Origin of the sequence: Pseudomonas fluorescens (genome assembly GCF_001648775.1) — a bacterium.
GTDB lineage: Bacteria > Pseudomonadota > Gammaproteobacteria > Pseudomonadales > Pseudomonadaceae > Aquipseudomonas > Aquipseudomonas fluorescens_M.
On sequence record NZ_LVEJ01000002.1, the window covers coordinates 279,972 to 305,210 of the forward strand.

Below are 25,239 nucleotides of genomic sequence, written 5' to 3' on the forward strand. Positions count from 1 at the left end.
ACAATTTTTTCTGGTCGCGATCAATTGTCAACCCGAATTTAATTTTGTCCCGCATCGATAAATCGCTGCAATATTGCTGCAGACGGATAACTGGACATCGAGGCAATACCATTAGCCAGCTCAACAGGGTACATTGCACCTTCAAACTTATGGCTAACCAAACTTGGAAGAGACGCTAAAATCCGATTGAGACCTATCAAATCCGAAGAGATAGGCCTAGAATCCTCGTTAATATAATCTCCAGTCGGCACATTCAAAACCATGTAAGAACCTGGATCGATTTTAACATAGAGCTTCTCCCCCCAATTAGTTCGAAACCCGTAAGGATTAGATAAATCCGGAGTTCTATAAACCTCTCGCCTTACAAATTCATGCGATAGTGAAACATACGTCATTTCCTCACCGCGCGCGTGCGGAGCCGCCAGACGAACAATAGACGCTAAATGATCAAAAAAAGCACCGCTTTTTTCCTGTCCCACTATATGGACGGGACGCTGTTTGTTTTTAGCAAACTCTAGAAACGACCGGATATTTGGAACCATCTTAGAATACTGACTTCGAAGCGATAGCGGTCCATCCTTAATAAATAAAGTATCACTAACTAGAGACTCATCCGAGTGCTGCCACATCAAACGAACCGCAGTAAACAACATAAGGTGCTCCATCACCATCATATATGAAGAAGCGACCGCCTCCGGCGCACTATCTTCATCCATATCAAGATGAAACCCCCATATATCTGAAAGAAAAACATTCCCATTGCATTTTAGACAATTATCGTCATCAGAATCATACTTCAAACCCATGGAAATAAGCTCATTACAATGAGGGCATTCATATCTTGGCGATCTAACGGAAGAATCGCGCTCCCACTTTCGGTAAGCCAACCACTTTAGCGTCTCGTAGAAAGCACCATTTTGATCGACCTTCAATGAGTCCCGTACTATATGTCGAACCGCATCATAATTACTTCCTAGGCTGGTACGAACATTCCTTAGTGGAAAAACTGTCGAATGCTGAATCCCGCTATCTTTGAGCGCTTCCCTGAGCAAAAGTGGATGAGGCAAGTCTTTATCAATAGCATCTAGCTTTGATTTATCAAGCATCAAAAGTGCAGTCTTTACAAAAGCCACCTCTTTTTGAGGCTTTTGCGTAGATTTGACTGACACAAAAGAGCCATCAACAGCCCAGACGCCTCGCAACGGAGCAACGGCGTCCGATGGGCTGAAAACGCTCCAGACCGTGTTGGAAGGATCACCATCTAGTGCATCTAAACTTTCAAAATCGTCGACTAAAGCTCTAACCCACTCGCTTTTTATAACAGTAAGATGTCCCAACTTTGAGGCCGCCTCTCCTGGAAGCCGCGTACCTTGACCGTATGGCATTTATCTCTCCTTGACTAAAATTCCACGCGCTAAAAGTTAACCAACCTCATAACGAAATGCTTGCACCGGCACAACAAAACGGTGCGACATTGTCAACATACGCATATAACCAGGCGTCTTAGCTCGTAGAATATCTTCTTCAATACCAGAAAATGCTACTTGTACACGAGCGAGCGATTTCGCCTCATCCTGACTAGACAAATGACCAATGAAAAAATTCTCGGTTTGAGCAAGAAGCTCTCTATTTATAGTTGACGGTGATTGAGTTGAATACACCATGCCGATATGAAATTTCGCACCCTCTTTTGCAAACCTAGCATAAACTCCTGTCAAGTCCTTGCTATCAGGAGGAAAAAGATTGTGAGCCTCTTCGAAGTACAACTGCACGAAATGATCATTCAATTTGTTCGCAACAAACTTTGTTTCTTGATGAGAAAATACCGATCTAGATAGCATATCGGCGAAATAGCGACGAATCTGGTCTGTAGCGTTGCCCAGATCAAGAATCACTGTATTGCCTTTATCTAAATGAACAAGAATCTCTGCAACGAAGTCACCCGCATCCGGGGAATGAAACGTCCGATAGGGCCGAAGCATAACCGTTCCCGAGCGTCCAGGAGCAGGCGCTAAAAAATCCAACAATGCCCCGTCGTCAGCATCAAATAATGGCTTCCCCGATGATTTAGAAGGGCCAAAAACATTGTGAGAAGGTTGTTGCCGGCGAAATTCAGCAATCACCTCCAACTCCGAAACTAAAGTATCAAGAGAGCTCGGGGCCGCTGGTGGAAGAGAGTTCGCCACTGCCTTATACGCATTTTCTCGCATATCTTTTGAAAAATGCGGATCAAAAACACCTACACGAGGAAGACTAATACCGAGCCCCTTTAGCCGAGAGACATCTGATTCAAAACCCGCTTTATGAAGTATTGCCCAGTAGATTAATATCTTCCGAGCCGGACGAGTTCTTTCATCAATTGGCATACTGGCAACACTAGGGATATCAGGAAGCTTCGCACTGGAGAAACTAGCTATGTATCCAGAAGAACGATTATCTTGTGCAAGCATTGCCCCTAGTATTTCAATAGTTGATTCTGGCTGCTCAAAAAAATTTAGACGAAGTGGGGACGAAGGAGTCTCAGCCCGGTTGGTTAACGCATAAACTTTACACTTTGATTCATTAGCAGAGCGTAGTGAGCGGTTCCCATCTTGAGGATTGTCATTCGCATATTCTCCGTTCACATCAAAAATCAATTGACCAACACTTGCGTCCTTTTCAGATGCGCTTAGCATTCCTTGAGCAAGTAACTTCACAACATTTGATTTTCCGAGCCGGGTTTTACCGAACATTGCAGTTCGACAACCTTTAAAATCACGCATAGAAACACTTACCGGCACGTTTGCGACGCTACCACCACTGAAAAGCCCACACTCCATAGTTCGAAGCTTCCCAATGGAAACCTGTTGCTCAGCCTTCACCATGCCATTTACAATCAATTTTAAAAGCGCTTCATCAGGAGCAAACACCTTATAGCGATGAGCGCTTACGACATTGTTTACATCCCCAGAAAATTCAAGCTGTCGCATATTCTGCGGGTTAGCATAAAACATGCCCAGCACGTCGCAATCAAGCGCCCCCCACTGCAATTCACTCTGAGTCCAAACATCAAGCTCAGGCATTGATTTCTTATGCAATTCAAAATAGGTTTGTTGCACTTGATTAGATAGAGGCGTAGGAGATACACCTGTAACTCGCAACAGTGTAAAATGCGGAGGTGCATTTCCTGCATTGATCGGGGTCATTATAAGAAATGAACCACGAGGTATACCACCAACTGCGATCTTATAAGGATCACTCGTTATTATTTTTGCAGTGTCAAATCCTAGATCCAACACATATCCAACAAACCGCATCTTATCGATCTGCTGAGCAGTTTCCATTGCATTTTCTCGCTCCAAAAAATGACGTAATACATCAATTGGATTTCCCTGCGTTGCAGCCGTATTAACAAGAGCGGTCAGTCCCGACATAATTCCTATCCTTCAGATATTGGCCCGAATCACAAGCTCTTCGAAGCTCTTTCGACTTTCAGCTTTTGCTGAGATAGTAGAACTTCTTGAAACCTGTATCAATTCAAACTTTTTATTACTATAAAGCTCCCTGACGGACTCGTGATTCGCGTTTGTGCAAATTATTTTTACCCCGCGCTTAGCCGCACGCAAAAGTGCACCTGCAAGGCGCAGTTGATCGTTCCACGAGAACAAAACCTCATTATACTGAATAAATCCGTTGTAGTTATGGCGAACCGTATAAGGAGGATCAGCAAAAACAAAGTCACCTTTAACAGCCGAATCAACTAACAACTCAAAATCCGAAACCCGAAGCTCTGCTTTTTTTAGCAACGCTGACATTGCTTCAAAGTTATCAGTATCTAGCAACACACTATCTTTTGACCCGCGAGGGACATTAAACTGCCCCTTAACATTTACGCGATATATACCATTAAAACACGTTCGATTTAAATAAATCATACGTGATGCTCGCTGGACTAAATTATCCGCCTGCGCACTACGAGTTTCGTAATAATAATCCGCATCTTCGAGATGAGCCTGCTGCCTAAATTTAAGGCTTTTCAGAAGACCAGACCAATTTTGCTGTATCCCCCGATAAGCTTCAATAAGGTCAGAATTGAAATCTCCAAGTAAAGAATTTTCAGGTTGTAAATGAAAAAAAACTGAACCTGCACCGAGAAAGGGTTCAATATATCGCCCATACTTATGAGGTAAGAGATCCGCATGTCGATGGACGAACCAACGCTTTCCACCCGCCCATTTCAGGAAAGGCAATATGCTTGGCTTATTCGCTGTCTTTTCGGTCATCTTCCGCGACAATGTCTCGTCCTTTTTCAACACCGCAACATTCGCTTATTCAGGTGGACAAATGTCGAATATATAGCTTTTTTTTTGCCCAAACTATGATTAAGAGAAGGTTTCGTTGAATTGACACAAAATATACATCAGGGAAATCCTCCCCACAAAAAACAGCTACCATACACACCACAGTTTCCACAAGTGATATTTGCAACCATTGGCACTCCTACAAGGACAGGATAAAGCCAAAAGCCTGAGGGACGACTCTCATCATCGGATCGAAATGCGGAATGGTCTTTCCGCTCGCACAAAAGGCACCAGTTCAGACAGATCTATACGGCAAAATAACTAATAACCCTAACCCAAAAACGTTCGGGTTTGTCCGCTTATGGCAGATCAGAGGCGATCATAATCAATGAAGAGCTCGGTAGAGTTAACAAATCGCAGACACAAAAAAACCGCAGTGGGCGAAACCCATGCAGTTCTGGTTGAAGCGTTCGATTGTTCGTTAAGGTGGTAACCCCACCAGCCACACCCCGGCACACAATGTTCCCGCTGTGGCTGCTGCCTTCCGGCTCTGACCAGGTTCACGGGTAATCGTTGCGGGGGGACCGATGGGGTCACCATAACGACGCTTGCCTGTCGGCGAGCCGCGCCATTGTACCTATCTGAGACGAAGTTACAACCGTTGGCTGCATATTAAAAATATGAACGGGTTCAAGGACATAAAGATCGCAGCCGGCGGCAGCTTCTACAGGGCCAGCACCTCGTCCGCCCTGCCGCCCGCCTGCTGGATCACCAGATGAATGAAGTGCAGCTTGGCAATCGCCGGCGCCGGCAGCACGAACGGGTAGAAATCCGGCTGGCCCATGCTGCGTGACAGTTCATTGAGCATCCCCGCCAATTCGATCCACGCGTTGACGAACGACAGAAACGCCTCGCCACCGGGATGCTCCGGGTCATACAGCGTGCTGGTCGGAAACGGCTGGTAGTCGAAATCCATTTCCCGCGCACTCATGCCAAAACCCAGCGCGGTGTCGACTGCGTCCATCATGTGCAGGTAATGCGCCCAGGTTTCCGCCCAGTCTTCCCACGGATGCATGGTTGCGTAGGCGCTGACGTATTGCTGCGGCCAGTCCAGTGGTGCGCCTTGTTGATAGTGGCGATCGAGGGCCTCTGCATAACTGGCGCGCTCATCGCCGAACAGACTGCGGAACGAGCCGAGCCATGGGCCATTGGCGATCAGGCGGTCCCAGTAGTAATGCCCGACCTCATGACGGAAATGCCCAAGCAGCGTGCGATACGGTTCGTGCATCTGCGCCCTCACCTGCTCGCGGTGTGCGTCGTCGGCTTCTTTGATGTCGAGGGTGATCAGGCCGTTGGCGTGACCGGTCATCGGCGCGTTGCCTTCAAGGTCGACGCCGATGAAATCGAAAGCCAGCCCGGTGTCTTCATCGACTGTTTTCGGGACGACTTGCAGACCGAGGGTGATCAGTTGCGCGACCAGGCGACGCTTGGCGATTTCGACTTTGCGCCAGCGCTCGGGGTTGTCCGGGTCGGACAGGTCGGGAATGGTCCGGTTGAGGCTGCAGGCGATACACAGGCTGTCGTGATCGTTGGCCGGCAGCAGCCAGTTGCACGCGGCGGCTGTGTCGAGGTTGGCGCAGCGGCGGAACAATCCCGAGTCGGGATCGGCGTCGAGCATCCAGGTGCCCTTGTACGGCCCGGGCTGCAGCGAGGTCAGGCGACTTTCTTCAGGCTGATAACCGAGCAAGGCATTGCACGCCAGACACTGGCTGTTGCGAAAGAACAGCGACTGGCCGCAGCGGCACGGCCAGACTTTGCTGTTGCGTGAGGATTCGCCCATGAACGGCGCGATGATGCGAGAACTGAGCTGCTCGAAAAAACGGTGCATGGCGATCTCTCCCTGGGGCTTGCCAAGACTAGATCATCCTTAAGACAACATCGTTCCCGCGTATAACGGTACTTTCAGGTGAGAGCCCTCTCACCACAGGTTTTGCGTCAGACCTGAAGGCCATGGGTTCTGAGGAAGGCGATAAAGGTTTCTTCGTCCATCACTTTCACGCCCAGTTCGTTGGCCTTGGTCAATTTCGATCCGGCACCGGGGCCGGCCACCACGCAATGCGTTTTCGCCGATACCGAACCAGCAACCTTGGCCCCCAGGCTTTCGAGGTGATCTTTAGCCACATCACGGCTCATCAACTCGACCTTGCCGGTCAGCACCCAGGTCTCGCCGGACAGCGGCAAGCCTTCGACGACTTTCTTCTCGCTCTGCCAGTGCATGCCGAAATCGCGCAGTTGTTTTTCGGACTCTTCGGCTAACTGACGATGCTCCGCAACGGCAAAAAACTCGCGAACCGAATTCGCCTGTTTCTCCGGCAAGGCCTGACGCATGTCCAGCCAATCCGCATTCATCACCGCTTCCAGCGAGCCAAACTTGTCCGCCAGTTTCTGCGCGCCACCGGGGCCGACCGAAGGAATGTGCAGCTTGTCGAGGAAGCCACCCAGCGTAGTACTGGCCGCGAATTCGGCGCCCAGTTCACCCTGATCCTGAATCTGCAAACCATGGCCGAGCAACTCGGTAATCACCTGCTGGTTATGCGCATCTTCAAAGAAGCTGTGAATCTCGTGCGCCACTTCCAGCCCCACATCCGGCAGGTAGGTCAGCACTTGCGGCAATGCCTGCTGCACGCGCTCCAGCGAACCCAGCGAGCGCGCCAGCACCTTGGCGGTCTCCTCGCCGACGTCGGGAATGCCCAGCGCATAAATGAACCGCACCAGGCCCGGCTTCTTGCTGTCTTGAATGGCCGCTAGCAGTTTATTGCTCGACACCTCGGCGAAACCTTCCAGATCGACGATGTCGTCGAACTTCAGTGCATACAGATCGGCCGGCGAACTGACCAGACCTTCATCAACCAGTTGCTCGACACTCTTGTCGCCCAGGCCTTCGATGTCCATCGCCCGGCGCGAGACGAAGTGAATGATCGCCTGCTTGAGTTGCGCACCACAGGCCAGTCGTCCCACGCAGCGGTACACCGCACCTTCGCTGACGGTTTCCTTGCCTTTGCTGCGTTTGATCAGTTGCGTGCGCTCAACGTGCGAACCGCACACCGGGCAGCTTTCGGGAATCTGTACCGCGCGCGCGTTTTCCGGACGGCGATCCATGACCACTTGCACCACTTGCGGAATCACATCACCGGCGCGGCGGATGATCACGGTGTCGCCGATCATCAAGCCCAGACGCGCGACTTCATCCATGTTGTGCAACGTGGCATTGGCCACGGTGACGCCGGCAACCTTGACCGGTTTGAGCCGTGCGACCGGGGTAACAGCGCCGGTGCGACCGACCTGAAACTCGACATCGAGCAACTCGGTGAGCTCTTCCATGGCCGGAAATTTATGCGCAATCGCCCAACGCGGTTCGCGGGCGCGAAAGCCCAGCTCACGCTGATCGGCAATGCTGTTGACCTTGAACACCACACCGTCGATTTCATACGTCAGCGAGTTACGGCGCGCGCCGATGTCGCGGTAATAATCGAGGCACTCGCCGATGCCCTTGGCCAGTTTCAGTTCGTGACTGATCGGCATGCCCCACTTCTGCAACTGCTTGAGGTTGCCGATGTGGGTGTCGGAAATATCGTGGGAGACCTGACCGATGCCGTAGCAGCAGAATTCCAGCGGACGGTTGGCGGTGATCTTCGAATCAAGCTGACGCAAGCTGCCAGCGGCGGCATTGCGCGGGTTGGCGAAAGTCTTGCCGCCGACTTCCAGTTGCGAGGCGTTGAGGCGCTCGAAACCGGCCTTGGACATGAACACTTCACCGCGCACCTCCAGGGTCGCTGGCCAGCCTTCGCCGTGCAGCTTCAGCGGAATGTTGCGCACAGTGCGCACATTGACGCTGATGTCTTCGCCGGTGGTGCCGTCGCCGCGTGTGGCGCCGCGTACCAGCACGCCATCCTGATACAGCAGGCTGACCGCCAGGCCATCGAGTTTCGGTTCGCAGCTGTATTCCACCGCCGCGCCGCCGCCGAACAGATCGCCGACCGGCAGGTCCAGACCTTCGGTGACACGGCGATCGAACTCGCGCATGTCAGTTTCTTCGAAGGCGTTGCCGAGGCTGAGCATCGGCACTTCGTGACGCACCTGCGTGAATGCGGTCAGTGCCACGCTGCCGACGCGCTGGGTCGGCGAGTCGCTGGTGATCAGTTCCGGGTTGGCCGCTTCCAGCGCCTTGAGCTCGTGGAACAACCGGTCGTACTCGGCGTCCGGAATGCTCGGCTCGTCGAGGACATGGTAACGGTAGTTGTGCTGATCGAGTTCAGCACGCAGCTCTAGAATGCGGTTTTTGGCGGCGGTCATGGGTGTTCTCTCATAAAGCAAAAGAGCAGCCGAGGCTGCTCAATCTATATTGCCGACTGCCTCTTGTGCCGAGGCAATCTTTTCAATCAACGCTTCTGGGTCAGGGCGCGGCGTTCGAATTCAACGATGCGCTGACGGTAGTGCTCAATGGTCTGCGCGGTCAGAACGCTGCGCTGGTCATCTTTCAACTCGCCATTCAGTTCCTGCGACAGCTTGCGCGCTGCAGCGACCATCACGTCGAAGGCTTGCTTCGGATGACGCGGGCCTGGCAGGCCGAGGAAGAAGCTCACCGCCGGGGTGCTGAAATGGTCGATGTCGTCCAGATCAAAGATGCCCGGCTTGACCGCATTGGCCATGGAGAACAGCACTTCACCGTTGCCGGCCATGCTTTCGTGACGGTGGAAAATATCCATCTCACCGAAACGCAGACCGCTTTCCAGAATGTTCTGCAACAGCGCCGGGCCTTTGAAGCCGGCAGCGTCACGGCAGATCACGCTGATCACCAAAACTTCCTCAGCTTGCGGCTGATCCTTGTCGACTACCGCCGGTGCAGGCTTGCTGTCTTCAACGAAATCGTCGTCACGGCTGCTGAAGCTCGGGCCGCCGTCCAGATCCAGGTCCAGATTCAGGTCGCCCTGAGCCGGGCCATTGCTGCCACGCTTGCCACGTTTCGAAGCGGATTCGCGAGGCTCGCGTGCTTCGCGGGCCGGCATGCTCACCGATGGCAGATCGTGTTCGTCCAGCTGTGGTTCTTTATGGTTGTCCAAAACGCGGGCCGGGCCCAACAGCTCGGCGCTGGTGTCCTCGTCCGGCAGGTTGGACAGACTTCGGTCAAGACGGAATTTCAGTTTTCCCTTGCCGCCGCGCATACGGCGCCAGCCATCGAAAAGAATACCGGCTATCACAATGATGCCGATGACGATCAGCCACTCGCGCAGACCGATTTCCATGTAATCCCGTGCCTCTATAAAAAATGCTGAAAAATAAGGGGTTTACACTGTGCAAACCGCTTTAAAACGTGGCGCCAACTCTATGTTCTGACAGGCGTTTTGCCCACGTATACGAAAAATTGACATTAAACTAGCACGACCAAAGACAACTTTACACCGTCTGTCTCATTTGGCTTGCGCGAATATGTCGATTGGCCAGCAAGTCGCAGTTGGTAAAAAAGTCCTACAGCCCTTAATTACCTTTTCCGACACCACGCTGACTCAGGCGTCCACCATCGCCATCGCCTCCTCGACATCCACGGCTACCAGTCGCGAACAACCCGGTTCATGCATCGTTACGCCCATCAACTGCTCGGCCATTTCCATGGCGATTTTGTTGTGGGTGATATAGATGAACTGCACGGTCTGCGACATCTCTTTGACCAAGCGTGCGTAGCGTCCAACGTTAGCGTCATCCAGTGGCGCGTCAACCTCATCGAGCATGCAGAACGGCGCCGGGTTCAACTTGAAGATGGCAAAAACCAGTGCCAGCGCGGTCAGGGCTTTTTCCCCGCCGGAGAGCAAATGGATGGTGCTGTTCTTCTTCCCTGGCGGCTGCGCCATGATCGTTACTCCTGTATCGAGTAGATCTTCGCCCGTCAGTTCCAAATACGCCCGTCCACCACCGAAAACTTTTGGAAAAAGTGCCTGTAAACCGCCATTGATCTGATCAAAGGTATCTTTGAAACGGTTGCGGGTTTCCTTGTCGATCTTGCGGATAACGTTCTCGAGGGTCTCCAGCGCTTCAACCAGATCAGCGTCCTGCGCATCCAGATAACGTTTACGCTCGGACTGTTGCGTGTATTCGTCGATGGCCGCGAGGTTGATCGCGCCCAGGCGCTGAATCCGCGCATTGATGCGTTCGAGTTCTTCTTCGGCTTCGCGTTCACTGGCTTGCGCGGTTAATGTCGCGAGCACGCCATTGAGATCGTAGCCGTCTTCGAGCAATTGATCCTGCAAGGCCTTGCGGCGCACGGTCAGCGCTTGCCATTCCATGCGTTGCTGTTCGAGCTGGCCGCGAATCAGCTGCGACTGCTGCTCGGCCTGGGTCCGGCGTTTTTCTGCATCGCGCAGTTCGCGGTCAGCGTCTTCGAGGGCGATCTGCGCGGTCTTGAGTTCTTCGTCGACGGTCATGCGCTTGTCGAGCAGTTCTTCGAGTTTCAGGCGCAGCTCTTCCAGCGGTGCCTCGCCCTCCTCCAGGTTCAGACTCAACTGTTCGCGTTTTTCGGTGAGGCGCTCGGCCTGCATTTCCAGACGCTCAAGCGCCTGCCGCGTGGAGTCGTGCTGCGCGCGCAACGAGCCAAGACGCACGGCCAGTTGATGCGCATGATCCTTGTGCTGCCGCGCTTCCTGACGCACGCGGTCGAGGCGTTCGCGCAGGCTGTCGCGCTGGGCCAGCAGCAACTCGCGCTGCTCGGTGTCGAGCGCCATGGCATCCAGCGCGTCCTGCAATTGCATGCGTGCTTCGCCGATCTGTTCGTGCTCAAGCTCGCGCTGCTCGCCGAGTTCGACCAGCTCTTCATCGAGACGAGTGCGGCGCAGGGTCAGTTGCTCGGCCTTGGCTTTGCCGGCCGACAACTGGGCTTTCAATTCACCTTGCTGACGCGCTTCGTCTTGCAGCAAACGACGCAAATGCTCGCGGCCGTTTTCCTGTTGACGCTGTTGCGCGCGCAGGGTTTGCAAGCGGGTTTCCATGGCCTCGACGGTGGCTTCTTTCTCTTCGCGCTCAAGGTGTAGCGCTTCGATTTCCTGGCCACGGGCGAGCATGCCGCTTTCCGCTTCGCTGGCCCGGCGCACGCGTAAAAAGTGCCGGCCGACCCAGTAACCGTCGCGGCTGATCAGGCTCTCGCTGGCGCTCAATTGCCCGCGCAAGGCCAGGGCCTGCTCAAGGCTGTCGACCGGTTTGACCTTACCCAGCCACGGCGACAGATCGATCTGTGCCTCGACTTTATCCAGCAAGCTGCCCGCCGCTCGCACACCATCATTACCGGGGCTGAGCAGGCGCAGATCACCTTGAGTGAAACCGGACAAATCGAAACCGCTGAAATCGTCAACCAGCACCGCTTGCAGATCGGCGCCGAGCACGGTTTCCACCGCCAGTTCCCAACCGGCCTCGACCTTCAGGCCTTCGGCCAGACGCGGACGCTCGGCGAGGTTGTGTTCTTTCAGCCATTCGGCGGTGCCGGTGCCTGGATCGAGCGCGGCTTGTTGCAAGGCTTCAAGGGACGCGAGGCGACCGTTGAGGCGCTGCAAGTCGCCCTGCGCCTGCTGCTGCGCGGTCAGTGCTTGCTGCAATTCCTGACGCAGCTGCTCGAGTTTTTCGACCTGCGCTTCTTCGCTGGTCTGCAAATCTTCGAGGGTCGCTTCGGACTCGGCGAGCTGCTCATTGAGTTCCATGATCGCCGCGTCTTCCGGGTCAGCCGAGAGCAACGCGCGCTCTTCGCCGAGACGCTTTTGCCGGTCAGCCAGACGCTCCATGCTGGTTTCCAGCTGCTGGATGCGCGACTGCTGGACCTCGGCCTGACGACGCGGTTCGGCGGCGGTCAGGTTGAAGGCGTCCCACTGCTCCTGCCAGCCGTGCATGACCGATTCGGAATCTTCCAGCGCAGCGGCGGCCTCTTCGGCGGCGGCGCTGGTGACTTTCTGCTCGGGGGTGAGCATGTCCAGCTCTTCGCCGACGGTCAGCAGCAAGGTGCGGTCGTGGCCCAGATGCGATTCGGTTTCCAGGCGTGCGCGTTCGGCTTCTTTCAGATCGTCCTGCAACTGCCGCAGACGTTGCTGGCCGTGCTGGATGCTCTGCTCGACCCGGGCGATGTCGCCGCCGACCGAATAGAAGCGCCCCTGCACCAGATTGAAGCGCTCGGACAGGTCATGGTGACCGTCGCGCAGGCGCTCGATGGCCGCGTCGGCATTGCGTTGCTCGGCGACTAGCGCTTCGAAACTGATTTCCTGGGTGCCGATGATCGACTCACGTTGGCCGACCTGATCGTTGAGATCCTGCCAGCGCAGGGCCGACAGTTGCGCCTTGAGCTGACGCTCCTCGGCTTTGAATTCCTGATACTTCTTCGCCGCTTCGGCCTGACGGTGCAGGCGCTCGAGTTGACGCTCGAGTTCGTCGCGCAGGTCAGTCAGACGCGCGAGGTTCTCGTGGGTGCGGCGGATACGATTTTCGGTCTCGCGGCGGCGCTCTTTGTATTTCGAGATGCCAGCGGCTTCTTCGATGAAGTTACGCAGGTCTTCGGGCTTGGATTCGATCAGCTTGGAGATCATCCCCTGCTCGATGATCGAATAGCTGCGCGGGCCGAGGCCGGTGCCGAGGAAGATATCGGTGATGTCGCGACGACGGCATTTGGTGCCGTTGAGGTAATACGTGGTCTGGCTGTCGCGGGTGACTTTGCGGCGAATCGAGATTTCCGCGTAGGCCGCGTATTCGCCGAGCAAGGTGCCGTCGGAGTTATCGAAGACCAGCTCAATGCTCGCCTGGCTTACCGGTTTGCGGCTGGTCGAGCCGTTGAAGATGACGTCGGTCATCGACTCGCCACGCAGGTTCTTCGCCGAACTTTCGCCCATCACCCAGCGGACGGCGTCGATGATGTTCGACTTGCCGCAACCGTTCGGCCCGACGACCGCCGCCATGTTACTGGGGAAGTTCACCGTGGTCGGGTCGACGAAGGATTTGAATCCCGCCAGTTTGATGCACTTGAGCCGCACGCTTAGGCAACCGTCAGCGCGGAGACCACCAGATCGCAGCTGCGCTGGGCGTACGCCGTCAGCACGATGCGGATCTGCGGCAAATCACGGGCGAGGACGGCGGCCAGCAGGCGTTCAAACAGTTCGAGGAATTCGCTCATGGAGGCCTTGCGCTGTTCGAGGGCGAGGAAGTAGGCGCGGCTCATGGCCGGCTGCAGGTTCTCGACCGTCTCTTGCAGGTACGGATTGTTGGCGAACGGATAGGCGGCGCGCATCACGCTGAAGCTGTCGTCGACGAAGCTGCGGATGTCCTGACGCTCGTAGCTGGTAGTCAGGCGCTGCTGGATTTGCACGAACGGCGCCATGTCCGACTGCACTTGCCAGCCGTTGGCCACCGAGTTGCCGAGCAGGATGTACAACTCGCTCATCAGCGTGCACAGGCTCTGCACCTTGTGCGGCGTCAGCTCGGTGACGTGCGCACCACGACGCGGCAGGATCGCGATCAGGTGGCGGCGTTCGAGGATCAGCAAAGCTTCGCGGACCGAGCCGCGGCTGACATTCAGCGCCAGCGTGACCTTCTGTTCCTGGATGCGCTCTCCCGGCTTCATTTCGCCACGAATGATGCGTTCGGCGAGGTGGTGAGCGATTTGCTCGGCGAGGCTGTCCGGCGCCTTGAACGTCATGGTTGTCCTTCAAACTCTATCGATCTGCACAAGCGGCGCAGTGTAGCGCAAATGCAAGGTCATGGCGGAGTGCCCACTCAGCGGTTTTTGGCACGAATCCCGCAGTTTTCTTTAGAAAACCAAACAAAAAACCAGGCTGACCAATGAAGGTCAATACTGAATAGACACGCTGTTGATCGACGAAATGCATTTTCCTGACCTTTAAGTCAGAAAACCATTGACCGAAAAGTCAGACCTGCTAAATTCGGTTCAAGTCGGTTAACAACAATAATGAGTCTGCGAGGCCTTCCGTGATCCAGTTTTTACTTAACCAGGAACTCCGTAGCGAGCACGCCCTGGACCCGAATCTGACTGTGCTCAATTACCTGCGTGAACACGTCGGTAAATCGGGCACCAAAGAAGGTTGCGCCAGCGGTGACTGCGGCGCCTGCACCGTAGTGGTCGGCGAGTTGCAAACGGATGACGATGGCCGCGAACACATTCGCTATCGCAGCCTCAATTCGTGCCTGACTTTTGTGTCGTCGCTGCACGGCAAACAACTGATCAGCGTCGAAGATCTCAAACACAAAGGCGAACTGCACAGCGTGCAGAAAGCCATGGTCGAATGCCACGGCTCGCAGTGCGGCTTCTGCACCCCCGGTTTCGTCATGTCGCTGTTCGCCCTGCAAAAGAACAGCGACGCACCGGATCACGCCAAGGCCCACGAAGCGCTGGCCGGCAACCTCTGCCGCTGCACCGGCTACCGGCCGATTCTGGCGGCGGCCGAGCAATCGTGCTGCGGCAAGCAACCGGATCAGTTCGATTCCCGCGAAGCGCAAACCATCGAGCGCCTCAAAGCCATCGCCCCGACCGATATCGGCGAACTCAACAGCGGTGACAAGCGCTGCCTGGTGCCGCTGACCGTCGCTGATCTGGCCGATCTCTACGACGCTTATCCACAAGCGCGCCTGCTCGCTGGCGGCACCGATCTGGCGCTGGAAGTCACCCAGTTCCACCGCACCCTGCCGGTGATGATCTACGTCGGCAACGTCGCGGAAATGAAGCGCATCGAAACCTTCGATGACCGCATCGAAATCGGCGCCGCCACTGCCCTCTCCGACTGCTACGAAGCGCTGAACGCCGAGTACCCGGACTTCGGCGAACTGCTGCACCGTTTCGCCTCGCTGCAAATCCGCAACCAGGGCACCCTCGGCGGCAACATCGGCAACGCCTCGCCGATTGGTGACTCGCCACCGCTGCTGATCGCCCTCGGCGCGCAGGTTGTGCTGTGCAAAGGCGAAACCCGCCGCACCCTGAACCTCGACGATTACTTCATCGATTACAAAGTCACGGCCCGTCAGGAAAGTGAATTCATCGAGAAGATCATCGTCCCGCGCGCCAGCGCCGAGCAGTTGTTCCGCGCCTACAAAGTCTCCAAGCGTCTGGACGACGACATCTCCGCCGTCTGCGCCGCGTTCAACCTGCGCGTCGAAAACGGCGTGATCGCCGATGCGCGCATGGCCTTCGGTGGTATGGCCGCAATCCCGAAACGCGCGGCCCATTGTGAAGCCGCGCTGATCGGTGCGCCGTTCAACAATTCCGTGGTCGAACGTGCCTGCGCCGCACTGGCGGAAGATTTCACCCCGCTCTCGGACTTCCGCGCCAGCAAGGAATACCGCCTGCTCAGCGCGCAGAACCTCCTGCGTAAATACTTCATCGAACTGCAAACACCGCACATCGAGACTCGGGTGACCGCTTATGTCTAACCATCACGGCGTAGAAAAAACCCAAGCTGAACTGGCTGAATTGTTCGCCAAGGATCTGACCTCCGGTGTCGGCCGCAGCGTCAAACACGACAGCGCCGCCAAGCACGTGTCCGGTGAAGCGCAGTACATCGATGACCGCCTGGAATTTCCCAACCAGTTGCACCTGTATGCACGCATGTCGGATCGCGCCCACGCGAAAATCATCAGCATCGACACCTCGCCGTGCTACGCCTTCGAAGGCGTGCGCATCGCCATCACCCACGAAGACGTGCCGGGCCTGAAAGACATCGGCCCGTTGATGCCGGGCGATCCGCTGCTGGCCATCGATGACGTGCAGTTCGTTGGTCAACCGGTGCTCGCCGTCGCGGCGAAAGACCTGGAAACCGCGCGCAAAGCCGCGATGGCCGCGATCATCGAATACGAAGACCTCGAACCTGTGCTCGACGTGGTTGAAGCCTTGCGCAAACGCCACTTCGTGCTCGACAGCCACACCCACCAGCGCGGCGATTCGGTCTCGGCATTGGCCACGGCTGAACACCGCATTCAAGGCACGCTGCACATCGGCGGTCAGGAACACTTTTATCTGGAGACGCAAATCTCCTCGGTAATGCCGACCGAAGACGGCGGCATGATCGTTTACTGCTCGACGCAGAACCCGACCGAAGTACAAAAACTGGTCGCCGAAGTGCTCGACGTGTCGATGAACAAAATCGTCGTCGACATGCGCCGCATGGGCGGTGGTTTCGGCGGCAAGGAAACTCAAGCAGCGAGCCCGGCCTGCCTGTGCGCGGTGGTTGCGCACCTCACCGGCCAGCCGACCAAGATGCGCCTGCCGCGCGTCGAAGACATGCTGATGACCGGCAAGCGCCACCCGTTCTACGTCGAATACGACGTCGGCTTCGACAGCACCGGGCGCCTGCACGGGATCAACATGGACCTGGCTGGCAACTGCGGCTGCTCGCCGGACTTGTCCGCGTCGATCGTTGACCGCGCGATGTTCCACTCGGACAACTCGTACTACCTCGGCGATGCGACCATTAACGGTCACCGCTGCAAGACCAACACCGCGTCGAACACCGCTTACCGTGGTTTCGGTGGCCCGCAAGGCATGGTCGCGATCGAAGAAGTGATGGACGCGATTGCCCGTCACCTGCAGCTCGATCCGCTGGCGGTTCGCAAGGCCAACTACTACGGCAAGACCGAGCGCAACGTCACCCATTACTACCAGACCGTCGAGCACAACATGCTCGAAGAGATGACCGCTGAACTGGAAGAAAGCAGCCAGTACCACGAACGCCGTGAAGCGATCCGCCGCTACAACGCCAACAGCCCGATCCTGAAAAAAGGCCTCGCGCTGACGCCGGTGAAGTTCGGTATTTCCTTCACCGCGAGCTTCTTGAACCAGGCAGGCGCCTTGATCCACATCTACACCGACGGCAGCATCCATCTGAACCACGGCGGCACGGAAATGGGTCAGGGCCTGAACACCAAAGTCGCGCAAGTCGTGGCTGAAGTGTTCCAGGTTGAAATCGATCGCGTGCAGATCACCGCGACTAACACCGACAAAGTGCCAAACACCTCACCAACCGCGGCTTCCAGTGGTGCTGACCTGAACGGTAAAGCGGCGCAGAACGCGGCGGAAATCATCAAGAAGCGCCTGATCGAATTCGCTGCGCGTCACTACAAAGTCACTGAAGAAGACGTTGAATTCCACAACGGCCATGTGCGGGTTCGTGACCATATTCTGACTTTCGAAGCGCTGATCCAGCAGGCGTATTTCAATCAGGTCTCGCTGTCGAGCACCGGCTTCTACAAAACGCCGAAAATCTACTACGACCGCAGCCAGGCGCGCGGCCGTCCGTTCTACTACTTCGCCTTTGGCGCGGCGTGCTGCGAAGTGATCGTCGACACCCTGACCGGCGAGTACAAGATGCTGCGTACCGACATCCTGCACGACGTCGGCGCTTCGCTGAACCCGTCCATCGACATCGGTCAGGTCGAGGGTGGATTCATCCAGGGCATGGGCTGGCTGACCATGGAAGAGCTGGTCTGGAACAACAAAGGCAAGCTGATGACCAACGGCCCAGCCAGCTACAAGATCCCGGCCGTGGCGGACATGCCGCTCGACTTGCGCGTGAAGCTGGTGGAAAACCGCAAGAATCCGGAAGACACGGTGTTCCATTCCAAGGCTGTCGGTGAACCGCCGTTCATGCTCGGGATTGCATCGTGGTGTGCGATCAAGGATGCAGTGGCGAGCCTTGGTGATTACAAGCATCAGCCGCAGATCGATGCGCCGGCGACGCCGGAGCGGGTGTTGTGGGGGTGTGAGCAGGTGCGTCAGCTCAAAGCGGTGAAAGCCGTCGAAGCTGAAACCGAGTTGGCTCCGCTCTAGGACCGAGGCGCGGCCATTCGCGAGCAGGCTCGCTCCCACATTTGGAATGCATTCCCCTGTGGGAGCGAGCTTGCTCGCGAAGAGGCCCGAACAGACAACGATGTTGTAGGGGTGAACTATGTACAACTGGATCGACGCCCTCGCCGACCTGCAGAACCAGGGCGAACCCTGCGTTCTGGTGACGATCATCGAAGAACTCGGCTCGACGCCACGCAACGCCGGCTCGAAAATGGTCATCAGTGCTAACCAGAGCTTCGACACCATCGGTGGCGGGCATCTGGAATACAAAGCCATGCAGATCGCCCGCGAGATGCTCGCCAGCGGCAAGCAGGACACTCATCTGGAGCGCTTCAGCCTCGGCGCCAGCCTTGGCCAGTGCTGCGGCGGCGCCACCGTGTTGCTGTTCGAGCCGATGGGCCAGGTGCAGGCGCAAATCGCCGTGTTCGGTGCCGGCCACGTTGGCCGCGCCTTGGTGCCATTGCTCGCCAGCCTGCCCTGCCGGGTGCGCTGGATCGATTCGCGTGATGCCGAATTCCCCGAACAGATCCCCCACGGCGTGCGTAAAATCGTGTCCGAAGAGCCTGTGGATGAAATCGATGACCTGCCCGCCGGCAGTTATTGCATCGTCATGACCCACAACCATCAGCTCGACCTTGAACTCACTGCCGCGATTCTCAAGCGCAACGACTTCGCCTACTTCGGCCTGATTGGTTCAAAGACCAAACGCGCCAAGTTCGAACACCGTCTGCGGGATCGCGGTTTCGACAGCGGCGTCGTGCAACGCATGCGCTGCCCGATGGGCATCGGCGAAGTCAAAGGCAAACTGCCTGTGGAAATCGCCATCTCCATCGCCGGCGAAATCATCGCCACCTATAACGCCAACTTCGGCCAGCAGACTGCCAGCGCCGAACCGATTGCCAAACTGCTGCCGGTTTCACGGCGCAGTCAGGCCGCCAAACTCAAAGCCTCAAACTGATTAGAGAACCCTCATGCCTCTGACTCGCAAAGCCTACCGCGCCGCCATCCTGCACAGCATTGCCGACCCCGCCGAAGTCGGGATCGAAGCCTCCTACGAATATTTCGAGGACGGCCTGCTGGTGGTCGATGGCGGCAAGATCAGCGCCCTTGGCCACGCCAGTGATTTGCTGCCGAACCTGGCGGCGGACATCGAAATCGAGCACTACAAAGACGCGCTGATCACCCCGGGCTTCATCGACACGCACATTCACTTTCCGCAAACCGGCATGGTCGGTGCCTACGGCGAGCAACTGCTCGACTGGCTGAACACCTACACCTTCCCGTGCGAAAGCCAGTTCGGCGACAAGGCTCACGCCGACGAAGTCGCTGACATTTTCGTCAAGGAACTGCTGCGCAACGGCACCACCACCGCGCTGGTGTTCGGCAGCGTGCACCCGCAGTCGGTGAACTCGTTGTTCGAAGCCGCCGAAAAGCTCGACCTGCGGATGATCGCCGGCAAGGTGATGATGGACCGCAACGCGCCGGACTATCTGACCGACACCGCCGAATCGAGCTACGTCGAGAGCAAAGCGCTGATCGAGCGCTGGCACGGCAAGGGTCGCCTGCACTACGCGGTCACCCCACGATTCGCCCCGACCAGCACCCCGGAACAACTGACCCTCGCCGGGCAACTGCTGACCGAATACCCGGATCTGTACATGCAGACCCACATCAGCGAAAACCTCAAGGAAATCGAGTGGGTCAAGGAGCTGTTCCCGGAGCGCAAGGGCTACCTCGACGTTTACGATCACTACAAACTGCTCGGCGAGCGCTCGGTGTTCGCCCACGGCGTGCACCTGTGCGACGACGAATGCGCGCGTCTGGCGGAAACCGGCTCGGCGATCTCGTTCTGCCCGACCTCGAACTTCTTCTTGGGGAGCGGCCTGTTCAATCTGCCGATGGCCGAGAAGCACAAACTCAATGTCGGTCTGGGCACTGACGTCGGCGGCGGCACCAGTTTCTCGCTGCTGCAGACGCTGAACGAAGCGTACAAAGTGATGCAACTGCAGGGTGCGCGACTGAGCCCGTTCAAGTCGCTGTATCTGGCGACGCTGGGCGGTGCGCGGGCGCTGCGTCTGGAAGACAAGATCGGTAACCTGCAACCCGGTTCCGATGCCGACTTCCTGGTGCTGGATTACAACGCCACGCCGCTGCTCAGCTATCGCCTGAAGCAGGCCAACAACATCGCCGAGACGCTGTTTGTGTTGATGACCCTGGGCGATGACCGCACGGTGCAGCAGACGTATGCGGCGGGGGCTTTGGTGCATCAACGCTAAGCTTTCACAGGCACAAAAAAATCCCCCGGAGGTGTTCAGCCCCGGGGGATTTTTTGTTGCCTGTCAGATCGCCTTCGCGAGCAGGCTCGCTCCCACAGTTGAAATGCATGCCCCTGTGGGAGCGAGCCTGCTCGCGAAGGGCGCGACTCGGTATCAGCTCAGAGCTTGGCCGCAGGACGCCCCGGCTTCTTGGTCTGCAACAAATGCGAGAACACCGCATGCAGATCATCCGACGCGCCTTCCTCGTCGAGGTTGAGCTTGCTGTCGATGTGATCCATGTGATGCATCATCAGGTTCACCGCCAACTCAGCGTCGCGCTTCTCGATCGCGTCGATCAACTGCGTGTGTTCGTCGTACGAACAATGCGAACGGTTGCCGCTCTCGTACTGGGCAATGATCAGCGAAGTCTGCGAAACCAGGCTGCGCTGGAAGCTGACCAGTGGCGCGTTTTTCGCCGCTTCGGCCAGTTTCAGGTGGAATTCACCCGAGAGACGAATGCCGGCACCGCGATCGCCACGGGAGAAGCTGTCGCGCTCGTCGTTGACCATCTGGCGCAATTCGGCGATTTGCTCGGCGGTGGCGTGTTGCACCGCCAGTTCAGTGATCGCGCGCTCGACCAGTCGGCGGGCCATGAACACCTGACGCGCTTCTTCAACGCTCGGGCTGGCGACCACGGCGCCACGGTTCGGCCGCAACAGCACGACGCCTTCATGGGCCAGACGCGACAGCGCGCGGCGAATGATGGTGCGGCTGACCCCGAAGATTTCCCCCAGCGCTTCTTCGCTCAATTTTGTGCCGGGCGCCAGACGCTGTTCGAGGATGGCCTCGAAGATATGCGCGTAGACAATATCGTCCTGGGTTCCGCTGCGGCCGGCTTTGCCTGCTCGCGGTTGTTTCTTGAGGGGTTGCAACTGTTCGTTCATGGGCACTCGAGTCGGGAGAACTGCGGCGAATAGACCGTGACTGTAATACGGCACAGTAGGTCGCTGGCAAGTATCGCGTAAAAAACAGCGCGATTGTACACAATGGATGGTGGCAACACGACTGTATGGCTGTTTGTGACCCCGGCTGTATTGCAACGATCCGTTACGTTTGAGTTTAGGCTTGTTCGCAGAATCCGCTGCTCGCCCACAATTCCCTGTGGGAGCGAGCTTGCTCGCGAAGGCGGCGTGACAGTCAATACAGATGTCGACTGACACACCGCCTTCGCGAGCAAGCTCGATCCCACAAGGGATCTTCATTGGTATAAGGAACACCGCCGTCATGAACGACGCCACCCACACCCGACTGCGCCCGTTGGCCGACACTTCGCCTTCAGCCATCGTCGCCGGTTTCATCGCAATGATGACCGGCTACACCAGCTCCCTGGTGCTGATGTTCCAGGCCGGGCAAGCGGCGGGCCTGACCAGCGGGCAGATTTCTTCGTGGATCTGGGCGATTTCGATCGGTATGGCGGTGTGCTCGATCGGCCTGTCGCTGCGCTATCGCACACCGATCACCATTGCCTGGTCGACCCCCGGTGCCGCCTTGCTGATCACCAGCCTTGGCGGCGTCAGCTATGGCGAGGCCATTGGCGCGTACATCACCTGCGCCGTACTGGTGACGATTTGCGGGCTGACCGGCAGCTTCGAACGGCTGGTGAAAAAGATCCCGGCATCCTTGGCGGCAGCCTTGCTGGCGGGGATTCTGTTCAAGATCGGCAGCGAGATTTTCGTCGCCGCGCAGCACCGCACCGGTCTGGTGCTGGGCATGTTCTTCACTTATCTAGTGGTCAAACGCCTGTCGCCGCGTTATGCCGTGCTCGCCGCGTTGCTGATCGGCACTGCGTTGTCGGGCTTGATGGGTTTGCTGGATTTCAGCGGCTTCCATCTGGAAGTGGCGACGCCGGTGTGGACCACACCGCACTTCTCGCTCGCGGCGACCATCAGCATCGGCATTCCATTGTTTGTGGTGGCGATGACCTCGCAGAACATGCCGGGCATCGCCGTCCTGCGCGCCGACGGCTACACCGTGCCGGCCTCGCCGTTGATTACCACCACTGGTATTGCCTCACTGCTGCTGGCGCCGTTCGGTTCACACGGTATCAACCTGGCGGCGATCAGCGCGGCGATTTGCACCGGGCCGCATGCCCATGAGGATCGCAACAAGCGCTACACCGCCGCAGTCTGGTGCGGGATTTTCTACGGGATTGCCGGGGTGTTCGGCGCTACCTTGGCCGCATTGTTTGCCGCACTGCCGAAGGAATTGGTGCTGTCGATTGCTGCGCTGGCGCTGTTCGGATCGATCATCAATGGCTTGAGCATTGCCATGACCGAGGTGAAGGAAAGGGAAGCGGCGCTGATTACCTTCATGGTCACGGCGTCGGGTCTGACGCTGTTTTCCATTGGGTCGGCGTTTTGGGGGATTGTGGCGGGGGTTTTGACACTGGTGATTCTGAATTGGCGTAAAGCTTAGGATCAAAAGCCCCTCATCGGAACGCCGCCCGCCTAGCCCTCTCCCGGAGGGAGAGGGGACTGACCGCGTTGTATGCGAGAGTTATAGCGACACGTGATAACGAGTCGAACTCAGGTTTTGAACAGCTCGCAAATCGGCTCCCTCTCCCTCGGGAGAGGGCTGGGGTGAGGGGCAGACTCACCGCAAATCCCAAGCCGAACCCCCAAACACCAGACGAAAAAAAACGGCGACCCTCAGGTCGCCGTTTTTTTCAGTATCACTTAGCCGCGTTGATCGGCTTTTCCGGATACCAAACGTCCAGCAACGGGCTGACTTCGTACTTTGTCAGCTCGGAACGGGTTTTCAGCCAGGCTTCAACGGCAGCGCGCTGCTCTTCGTTGACCGAGCCACGCTTCTGCAGGCAAACCAGACCGAAGTCGTCGCCGCCAACATAACCCAGACCATTGGCTTCCATGGCTTCTTTGATGAAGGCTTCGAGGAAAGCGTCAATGGCTTCTTCGGACAAGTCTTCTTTGAAGTCCAGGTTCAGCTCGAAACCCAGCTCTTGAAATTCATCAACGCACAGTTTTTTGCGCAGACGCTGGGAACGGTTAGTCGCCATTGGAACAATCCTCTTAAGTATTAACGGCCGGCACTTTACCAGTTTAAGCCGCCGATTGCCCGCCTCTCTGGCCCCGGAAGCCGACCGCCTGTAAAAAAATAACCTGTTGGCCGGCCCGGACAAGGCACAAGCGATAACACCTTGGGGCATAATGCCGACACTTTCATGACCACTGAGGGCTTTTTCATCCATGTCCTCGTTATTTTCCCCTCGGCTGTAGGGTTTTATTTCATATGATCAAATCGTTGCGTCCTCTGTTTCTCGCCGGCCTTCTTCTGCCCCTGGCCCTGCCTGTTTCTGCTGCCACCCTCAACACCGCCCTGACCCCCAACGTCGAAAAAGCCCTCAAGGCCAGCAAACTGCCGCCCAACGCCCTGTCGCTGGTCATGGTGCCGCTGGAAGGCCCGGGCACGGCGACCGTGTACAACGCCGACGTTTCGGTCAACCCGGCCTCGACCATGAAACTGGTCACCACTTACGCGGCGCTGGAAATGCTCGGCCCCAACCATCAGTGGAAAACCGAGTTCTACACCGACGGCGACCTGAGTGGCGGCATCCTCAACGGCAACCTCTACCTCAAGGGTGGCGGCGACCCGAAGCTGAACATGGAAAAACTCTGGCTGCTGATGCGCGACCTGCGCGCCAACGGCGTGACGCAAATCACCGGTGACCTGATCCTCGACCGCAACTTCTTCGTGCAACCAGTGCTGCCGGAATTCAACGATGACGGCAACGACGAGAACAAGCCGTTCCTGGTCAAACCGGACTCGCTGCTGGTCAACCTCAAGGCCCTGCGCTTCGTGGCGCGCAATGACGGTGGCCGCGTGTTGATCTCGGTCGAACCGCCGATTGCCAGCATCCATATCGAAAACACCGTCAAGGCGCTGCCGTCCAAGCAATGCACCGGCGGCGTGCGCTACAACCCGGTGCCGCAAGCCGATGGTAGCGTCAACGTGACCGTTGCCGGGCAGTTGGGCGAAGGTTGCAGCTCGCAGACTTACCTGTCGCTGCTCGACCACGCGACCTACACCGCCGGCGCCGTGCGCGCGATCTGGAAAGAACTGGGCGGCAGCATTCAGGGCAAGGATCGTCTGGCGCCGACCCCAAGCAGCGCCAAACTGCTGGCCCGTGCCTATTCGCCGGACCTGGCGGAAATCATCCGCGACATCAACAAATACAGTAACAACACCATGGCCCAGCAGCTGTTCCTCAGCCTCGGCCAGAAATTCCGCAACGACGCCGACGGTGATGATGCGAAAGCCGCACAGCGCGTTGTGCGTCAGTGGCTGGCGAAGAAAGGCATCACCGCGCCGCACCTGGTGATGGAGAACGGCTCCGGTCTGTCGCGTGCCGAACGTGTCAGCGCCCGTGAAATGGCGGCAATGCTGCAAGCCGCGTGGCACAGCCCGTATGCCGCCGAGTACATCAGCTCGCTGCCGATCGCCGGTACCGACGGCACCATGCGTAAACGCCTGAAAACCACGGCGATGCGCGGCGAAGCCCACGTCAAGACCGGCACCCTGAACACCGTGCGCGCAATCGCCGGCTTCAGCCGCGACGTGAATGGCAATACCTGGGCGGTGGTGGCGATCCTCAACGACAAGGCGCCGTTTGGGGCATCGTCGGTGCTGGATCAGGTGCTGTTGGATCTGTACAAGCAGCCGAAACTGCCGCAGACCGCTTCGGTTCTGTAACCGGATCCTGAGAACACTATCAAACCCTGTGGGAGCGAGCTTGCTCGCGAAGGCGTCAGTACAG

Annotated in this window: 16 protein-coding genes and 1 other RNA gene; 6 read left to right on the forward strand and 11 right to left on the reverse strand. The window is 57.0% G+C overall.

The window, feature by feature from the left end; genetic code table 11:
- Positions 1-38: 38 nt before the first annotated feature.
- The 9 genes from A8O26_RS04170 to A8O26_RS04210 all read right to left on the reverse strand — a co-directional run bounded on the left by A8O26_RS04170 (position 39) and on the right by A8O26_RS04210 (position 13,995).
- Positions 39-1,385, reverse strand: a complete 1,347-nt coding sequence (locus tag A8O26_RS04170; RefSeq protein ID WP_064116897.1) for a hypothetical protein — start codon at positions 1,383-1,385, stop codon at positions 39-41.
- A 36-nt stretch (positions 1,386-1,421) separates the two neighbouring features.
- Positions 1,422-3,413, reverse strand: a complete 1,992-nt coding sequence (locus tag A8O26_RS04175; protein WP_064116898.1) for an ATP-binding protein — start codon at positions 3,411-3,413, stop codon at positions 1,422-1,424.
- Positions 3,414-3,425: 12 nt separating this feature from the next.
- Positions 3,426-4,262 (reverse strand): DNA adenine methylase, encoded by an 837-nt coding sequence (locus A8O26_RS04180; protein ID WP_064116948.1) that lies wholly within the window; start codon positions 4,260-4,262, stop codon positions 3,426-3,428.
- 511 nt (positions 4,263-4,773) lie between these two features.
- An RNA gene (ffs, locus tag A8O26_RS04185) (signal recognition particle sRNA small type) lies at positions 4,774-4,870 on the reverse strand.
- A gap of 134 nt (positions 4,871-5,004) precedes the next feature.
- A complete protein-coding gene (locus A8O26_RS04190; RefSeq protein ID WP_064116899.1) occupies positions 5,005-6,168 on the reverse strand; it encodes a zinc-binding metallopeptidase family protein in 1,164 nt (387 codons plus the stop codon).
- Between the two features lie 107 nt (positions 6,169-6,275).
- On the reverse strand, positions 6,276-8,633 hold the full coding sequence (ligA, locus tag A8O26_RS04195; protein ID WP_064116900.1) for an NAD-dependent DNA ligase LigA: 2,358 nt from the start codon (positions 8,631-8,633) through the stop codon (positions 6,276-6,278).
- An 86-nt stretch (positions 8,634-8,719) separates the two neighbouring features.
- Complete coding sequence (gene zipA / locus A8O26_RS04200) at positions 8,720-9,583, reverse strand: cell division protein ZipA (RefSeq protein ID WP_064116901.1); 864 nt, start codon at positions 9,581-9,583, stop codon at positions 8,720-8,722.
- Positions 9,584-9,844: 261 nt separating this feature from the next.
- Positions 9,845-13,333, reverse strand: a complete 3,489-nt coding sequence (gene smc, locus A8O26_RS04205; RefSeq protein ID WP_064116902.1) for a chromosome segregation protein SMC — start codon at positions 13,331-13,333, stop codon at positions 9,845-9,847.
- 2 nt (positions 13,334-13,335) lie between these two features.
- Positions 13,336-13,995: a GntR family transcriptional regulator gene (locus tag A8O26_RS04210; RefSeq protein ID WP_064116903.1), complete on the reverse strand. Its 660-nt coding sequence runs from the start codon at positions 13,993-13,995 to the stop codon at positions 13,336-13,338.
- A gap of 290 nt (positions 13,996-14,285) precedes the next feature.
- On the opposite strand from A8O26_RS04210, the gene xdhA reads away from it, so the two are divergent.
- The 4 genes from xdhA to guaD all read left to right on the forward strand — a co-directional run bounded on the left by xdhA (position 14,286) and on the right by guaD (position 20,426).
- A complete protein-coding gene (gene xdhA, locus A8O26_RS04215; RefSeq protein WP_064116904.1) occupies positions 14,286-15,740 on the forward strand; it encodes a xanthine dehydrogenase small subunit in 1,455 nt (484 codons plus the stop codon).
- A complete protein-coding gene (gene xdhB / locus A8O26_RS04220) occupies positions 15,733-18,132 on the forward strand; it encodes a xanthine dehydrogenase molybdopterin binding subunit (RefSeq protein WP_064116905.1) in 2,400 nt (799 codons plus the stop codon). The genes xdhA and xdhB overlap by 8 nt, the downstream gene beginning before the upstream one ends.
- Positions 18,133-18,250: 118 nt before the next feature.
- Positions 18,251-19,108, forward strand: a complete 858-nt coding sequence (xdhC, locus tag A8O26_RS04225) for a xanthine dehydrogenase accessory protein XdhC (protein WP_064116906.1) — start codon at positions 18,251-18,253, stop codon at positions 19,106-19,108.
- Between the two features lie 13 nt (positions 19,109-19,121).
- The gene (gene guaD / locus A8O26_RS04230; protein WP_064116907.1) at positions 19,122-20,426 is read left to right on the forward strand and encodes a guanine deaminase; all 1,305 of its coding nucleotides are present in this window, start codon (positions 19,122-19,124) and stop codon (positions 20,424-20,426) included.
- Positions 20,427-20,584: 158 nt separating this feature from the next.
- Here guaD and A8O26_RS04235 read toward each other — a convergent pair whose 3' ends face one another.
- Positions 20,585-21,349 carry a GntR family transcriptional regulator gene (locus A8O26_RS04235; RefSeq protein WP_064116908.1) on the reverse strand — a complete coding sequence of 255 codons (765 nt, stop codon included), beginning with the start codon at positions 21,347-21,349 and terminating at the stop codon, positions 20,585-20,587.
- Between the two features lie 340 nt (positions 21,350-21,689).
- Between A8O26_RS04235 and A8O26_RS04240 the strand changes: the two genes are divergently transcribed.
- The gene (locus A8O26_RS04240; protein ID WP_064116909.1) at positions 21,690-22,880 is read left to right on the forward strand and encodes a benzoate/H(+) symporter BenE family transporter; all 1,191 of its coding nucleotides are present in this window, start codon (positions 21,690-21,692) and stop codon (positions 22,878-22,880) included.
- Between the two features lie 256 nt (positions 22,881-23,136).
- Here the strand turns inward: A8O26_RS04240 and A8O26_RS04245 are convergent, their stop codons facing one another.
- On the reverse strand, positions 23,137-23,481 hold the full coding sequence (locus A8O26_RS04245) for a YggL family protein (RefSeq protein ID WP_007916365.1): 345 nt from the start codon (positions 23,479-23,481) through the stop codon (positions 23,137-23,139).
- 233 nt (positions 23,482-23,714) lie between these two features.
- Here A8O26_RS04245 and dacB point away from each other — a divergent pair, with 233 nt between their 5' ends.
- Positions 23,715-25,175 (forward strand): D-alanyl-D-alanine carboxypeptidase/D-alanyl-D-alanine endopeptidase, encoded by a 1,461-nt coding sequence (dacB, locus tag A8O26_RS04250; RefSeq protein WP_064116910.1) that lies wholly within the window; start codon positions 23,715-23,717, stop codon positions 25,173-25,175.
- Positions 25,176-25,239 lie beyond the last annotated feature (64 nt).

What these genes read in the sequence shown, in the direction of transcription:
- A8O26_RS04180 (WP_064116948.1), bottom strand. Translation starts at nt 4,262, where the DNA reads ATGACCGAAAAGACAGCGAATAAGCCAAGCATATTGCCTTTCCTGAAA.
- zipA (WP_064116901.1), bottom strand. Translation starts at nt 9,583, where the DNA reads ATGGAAATCGGTCTGCGCGAGTGGCTGATCGTCATCGGCATCATTGTG.
- A8O26_RS04170 (WP_064116897.1), bottom strand. Translation starts at nt 1,385, where the DNA reads ATGCCATACGGTCAAGGTACGCGGCTTCCAGGAGAGGCGGCCTCAAAG.
- guaD (WP_064116907.1), top strand. Translation starts at nt 19,122, where the DNA reads ATGCCTCTGACTCGCAAAGCCTACCGCGCCGCCATCCTGCACAGCATT.
- A8O26_RS04235 (WP_064116908.1), bottom strand. Translation starts at nt 21,349, where the DNA reads ATGAACGAACAGTTGCAACCCCTCAAGAAACAACCGCGAGCAGGCAAA.
- ligA (WP_064116900.1), bottom strand. Translation starts at nt 8,633, where the DNA reads ATGACCGCCGCCAAAAACCGCATTCTAGAGCTGCGTGCTGAACTCGAT.
- dacB (WP_064116910.1), top strand. Translation starts at nt 23,715, where the DNA reads ATGATCAAATCGTTGCGTCCTCTGTTTCTCGCCGGCCTTCTTCTGCCC.
- A8O26_RS04245 (WP_007916365.1), bottom strand. Translation starts at nt 23,481, where the DNA reads ATGGCGACTAACCGTTCCCAGCGTCTGCGCAAAAAACTGTGCGTTGAT.
- A8O26_RS04210 (WP_064116903.1), bottom strand. Translation starts at nt 13,995, where the DNA reads ATGACGTTCAAGGCGCCGGACAGCCTCGCCGAGCAAATCGCTCACCAC.
- xdhB (WP_064116905.1), top strand. Translation starts at nt 15,733, where the DNA reads ATGTCTAACCATCACGGCGTAGAAAAAACCCAAGCTGAACTGGCTGAA.
- A8O26_RS04175 (WP_064116898.1), bottom strand. Translation starts at nt 3,413, where the DNA reads ATGTCGGGACTGACCGCTCTTGTTAATACGGCTGCAACGCAGGGAAAT.
- A8O26_RS04240 (WP_064116909.1), top strand. Translation starts at nt 21,690, where the DNA reads ATGAACGACGCCACCCACACCCGACTGCGCCCGTTGGCCGACACTTCG.
- xdhC (WP_064116906.1), top strand. Translation starts at nt 18,251, where the DNA reads ATGTACAACTGGATCGACGCCCTCGCCGACCTGCAGAACCAGGGCGAA.
- A8O26_RS04190 (WP_064116899.1), bottom strand. Translation starts at nt 6,168, where the DNA reads ATGCACCGTTTTTTCGAGCAGCTCAGTTCTCGCATCATCGCGCCGTTC.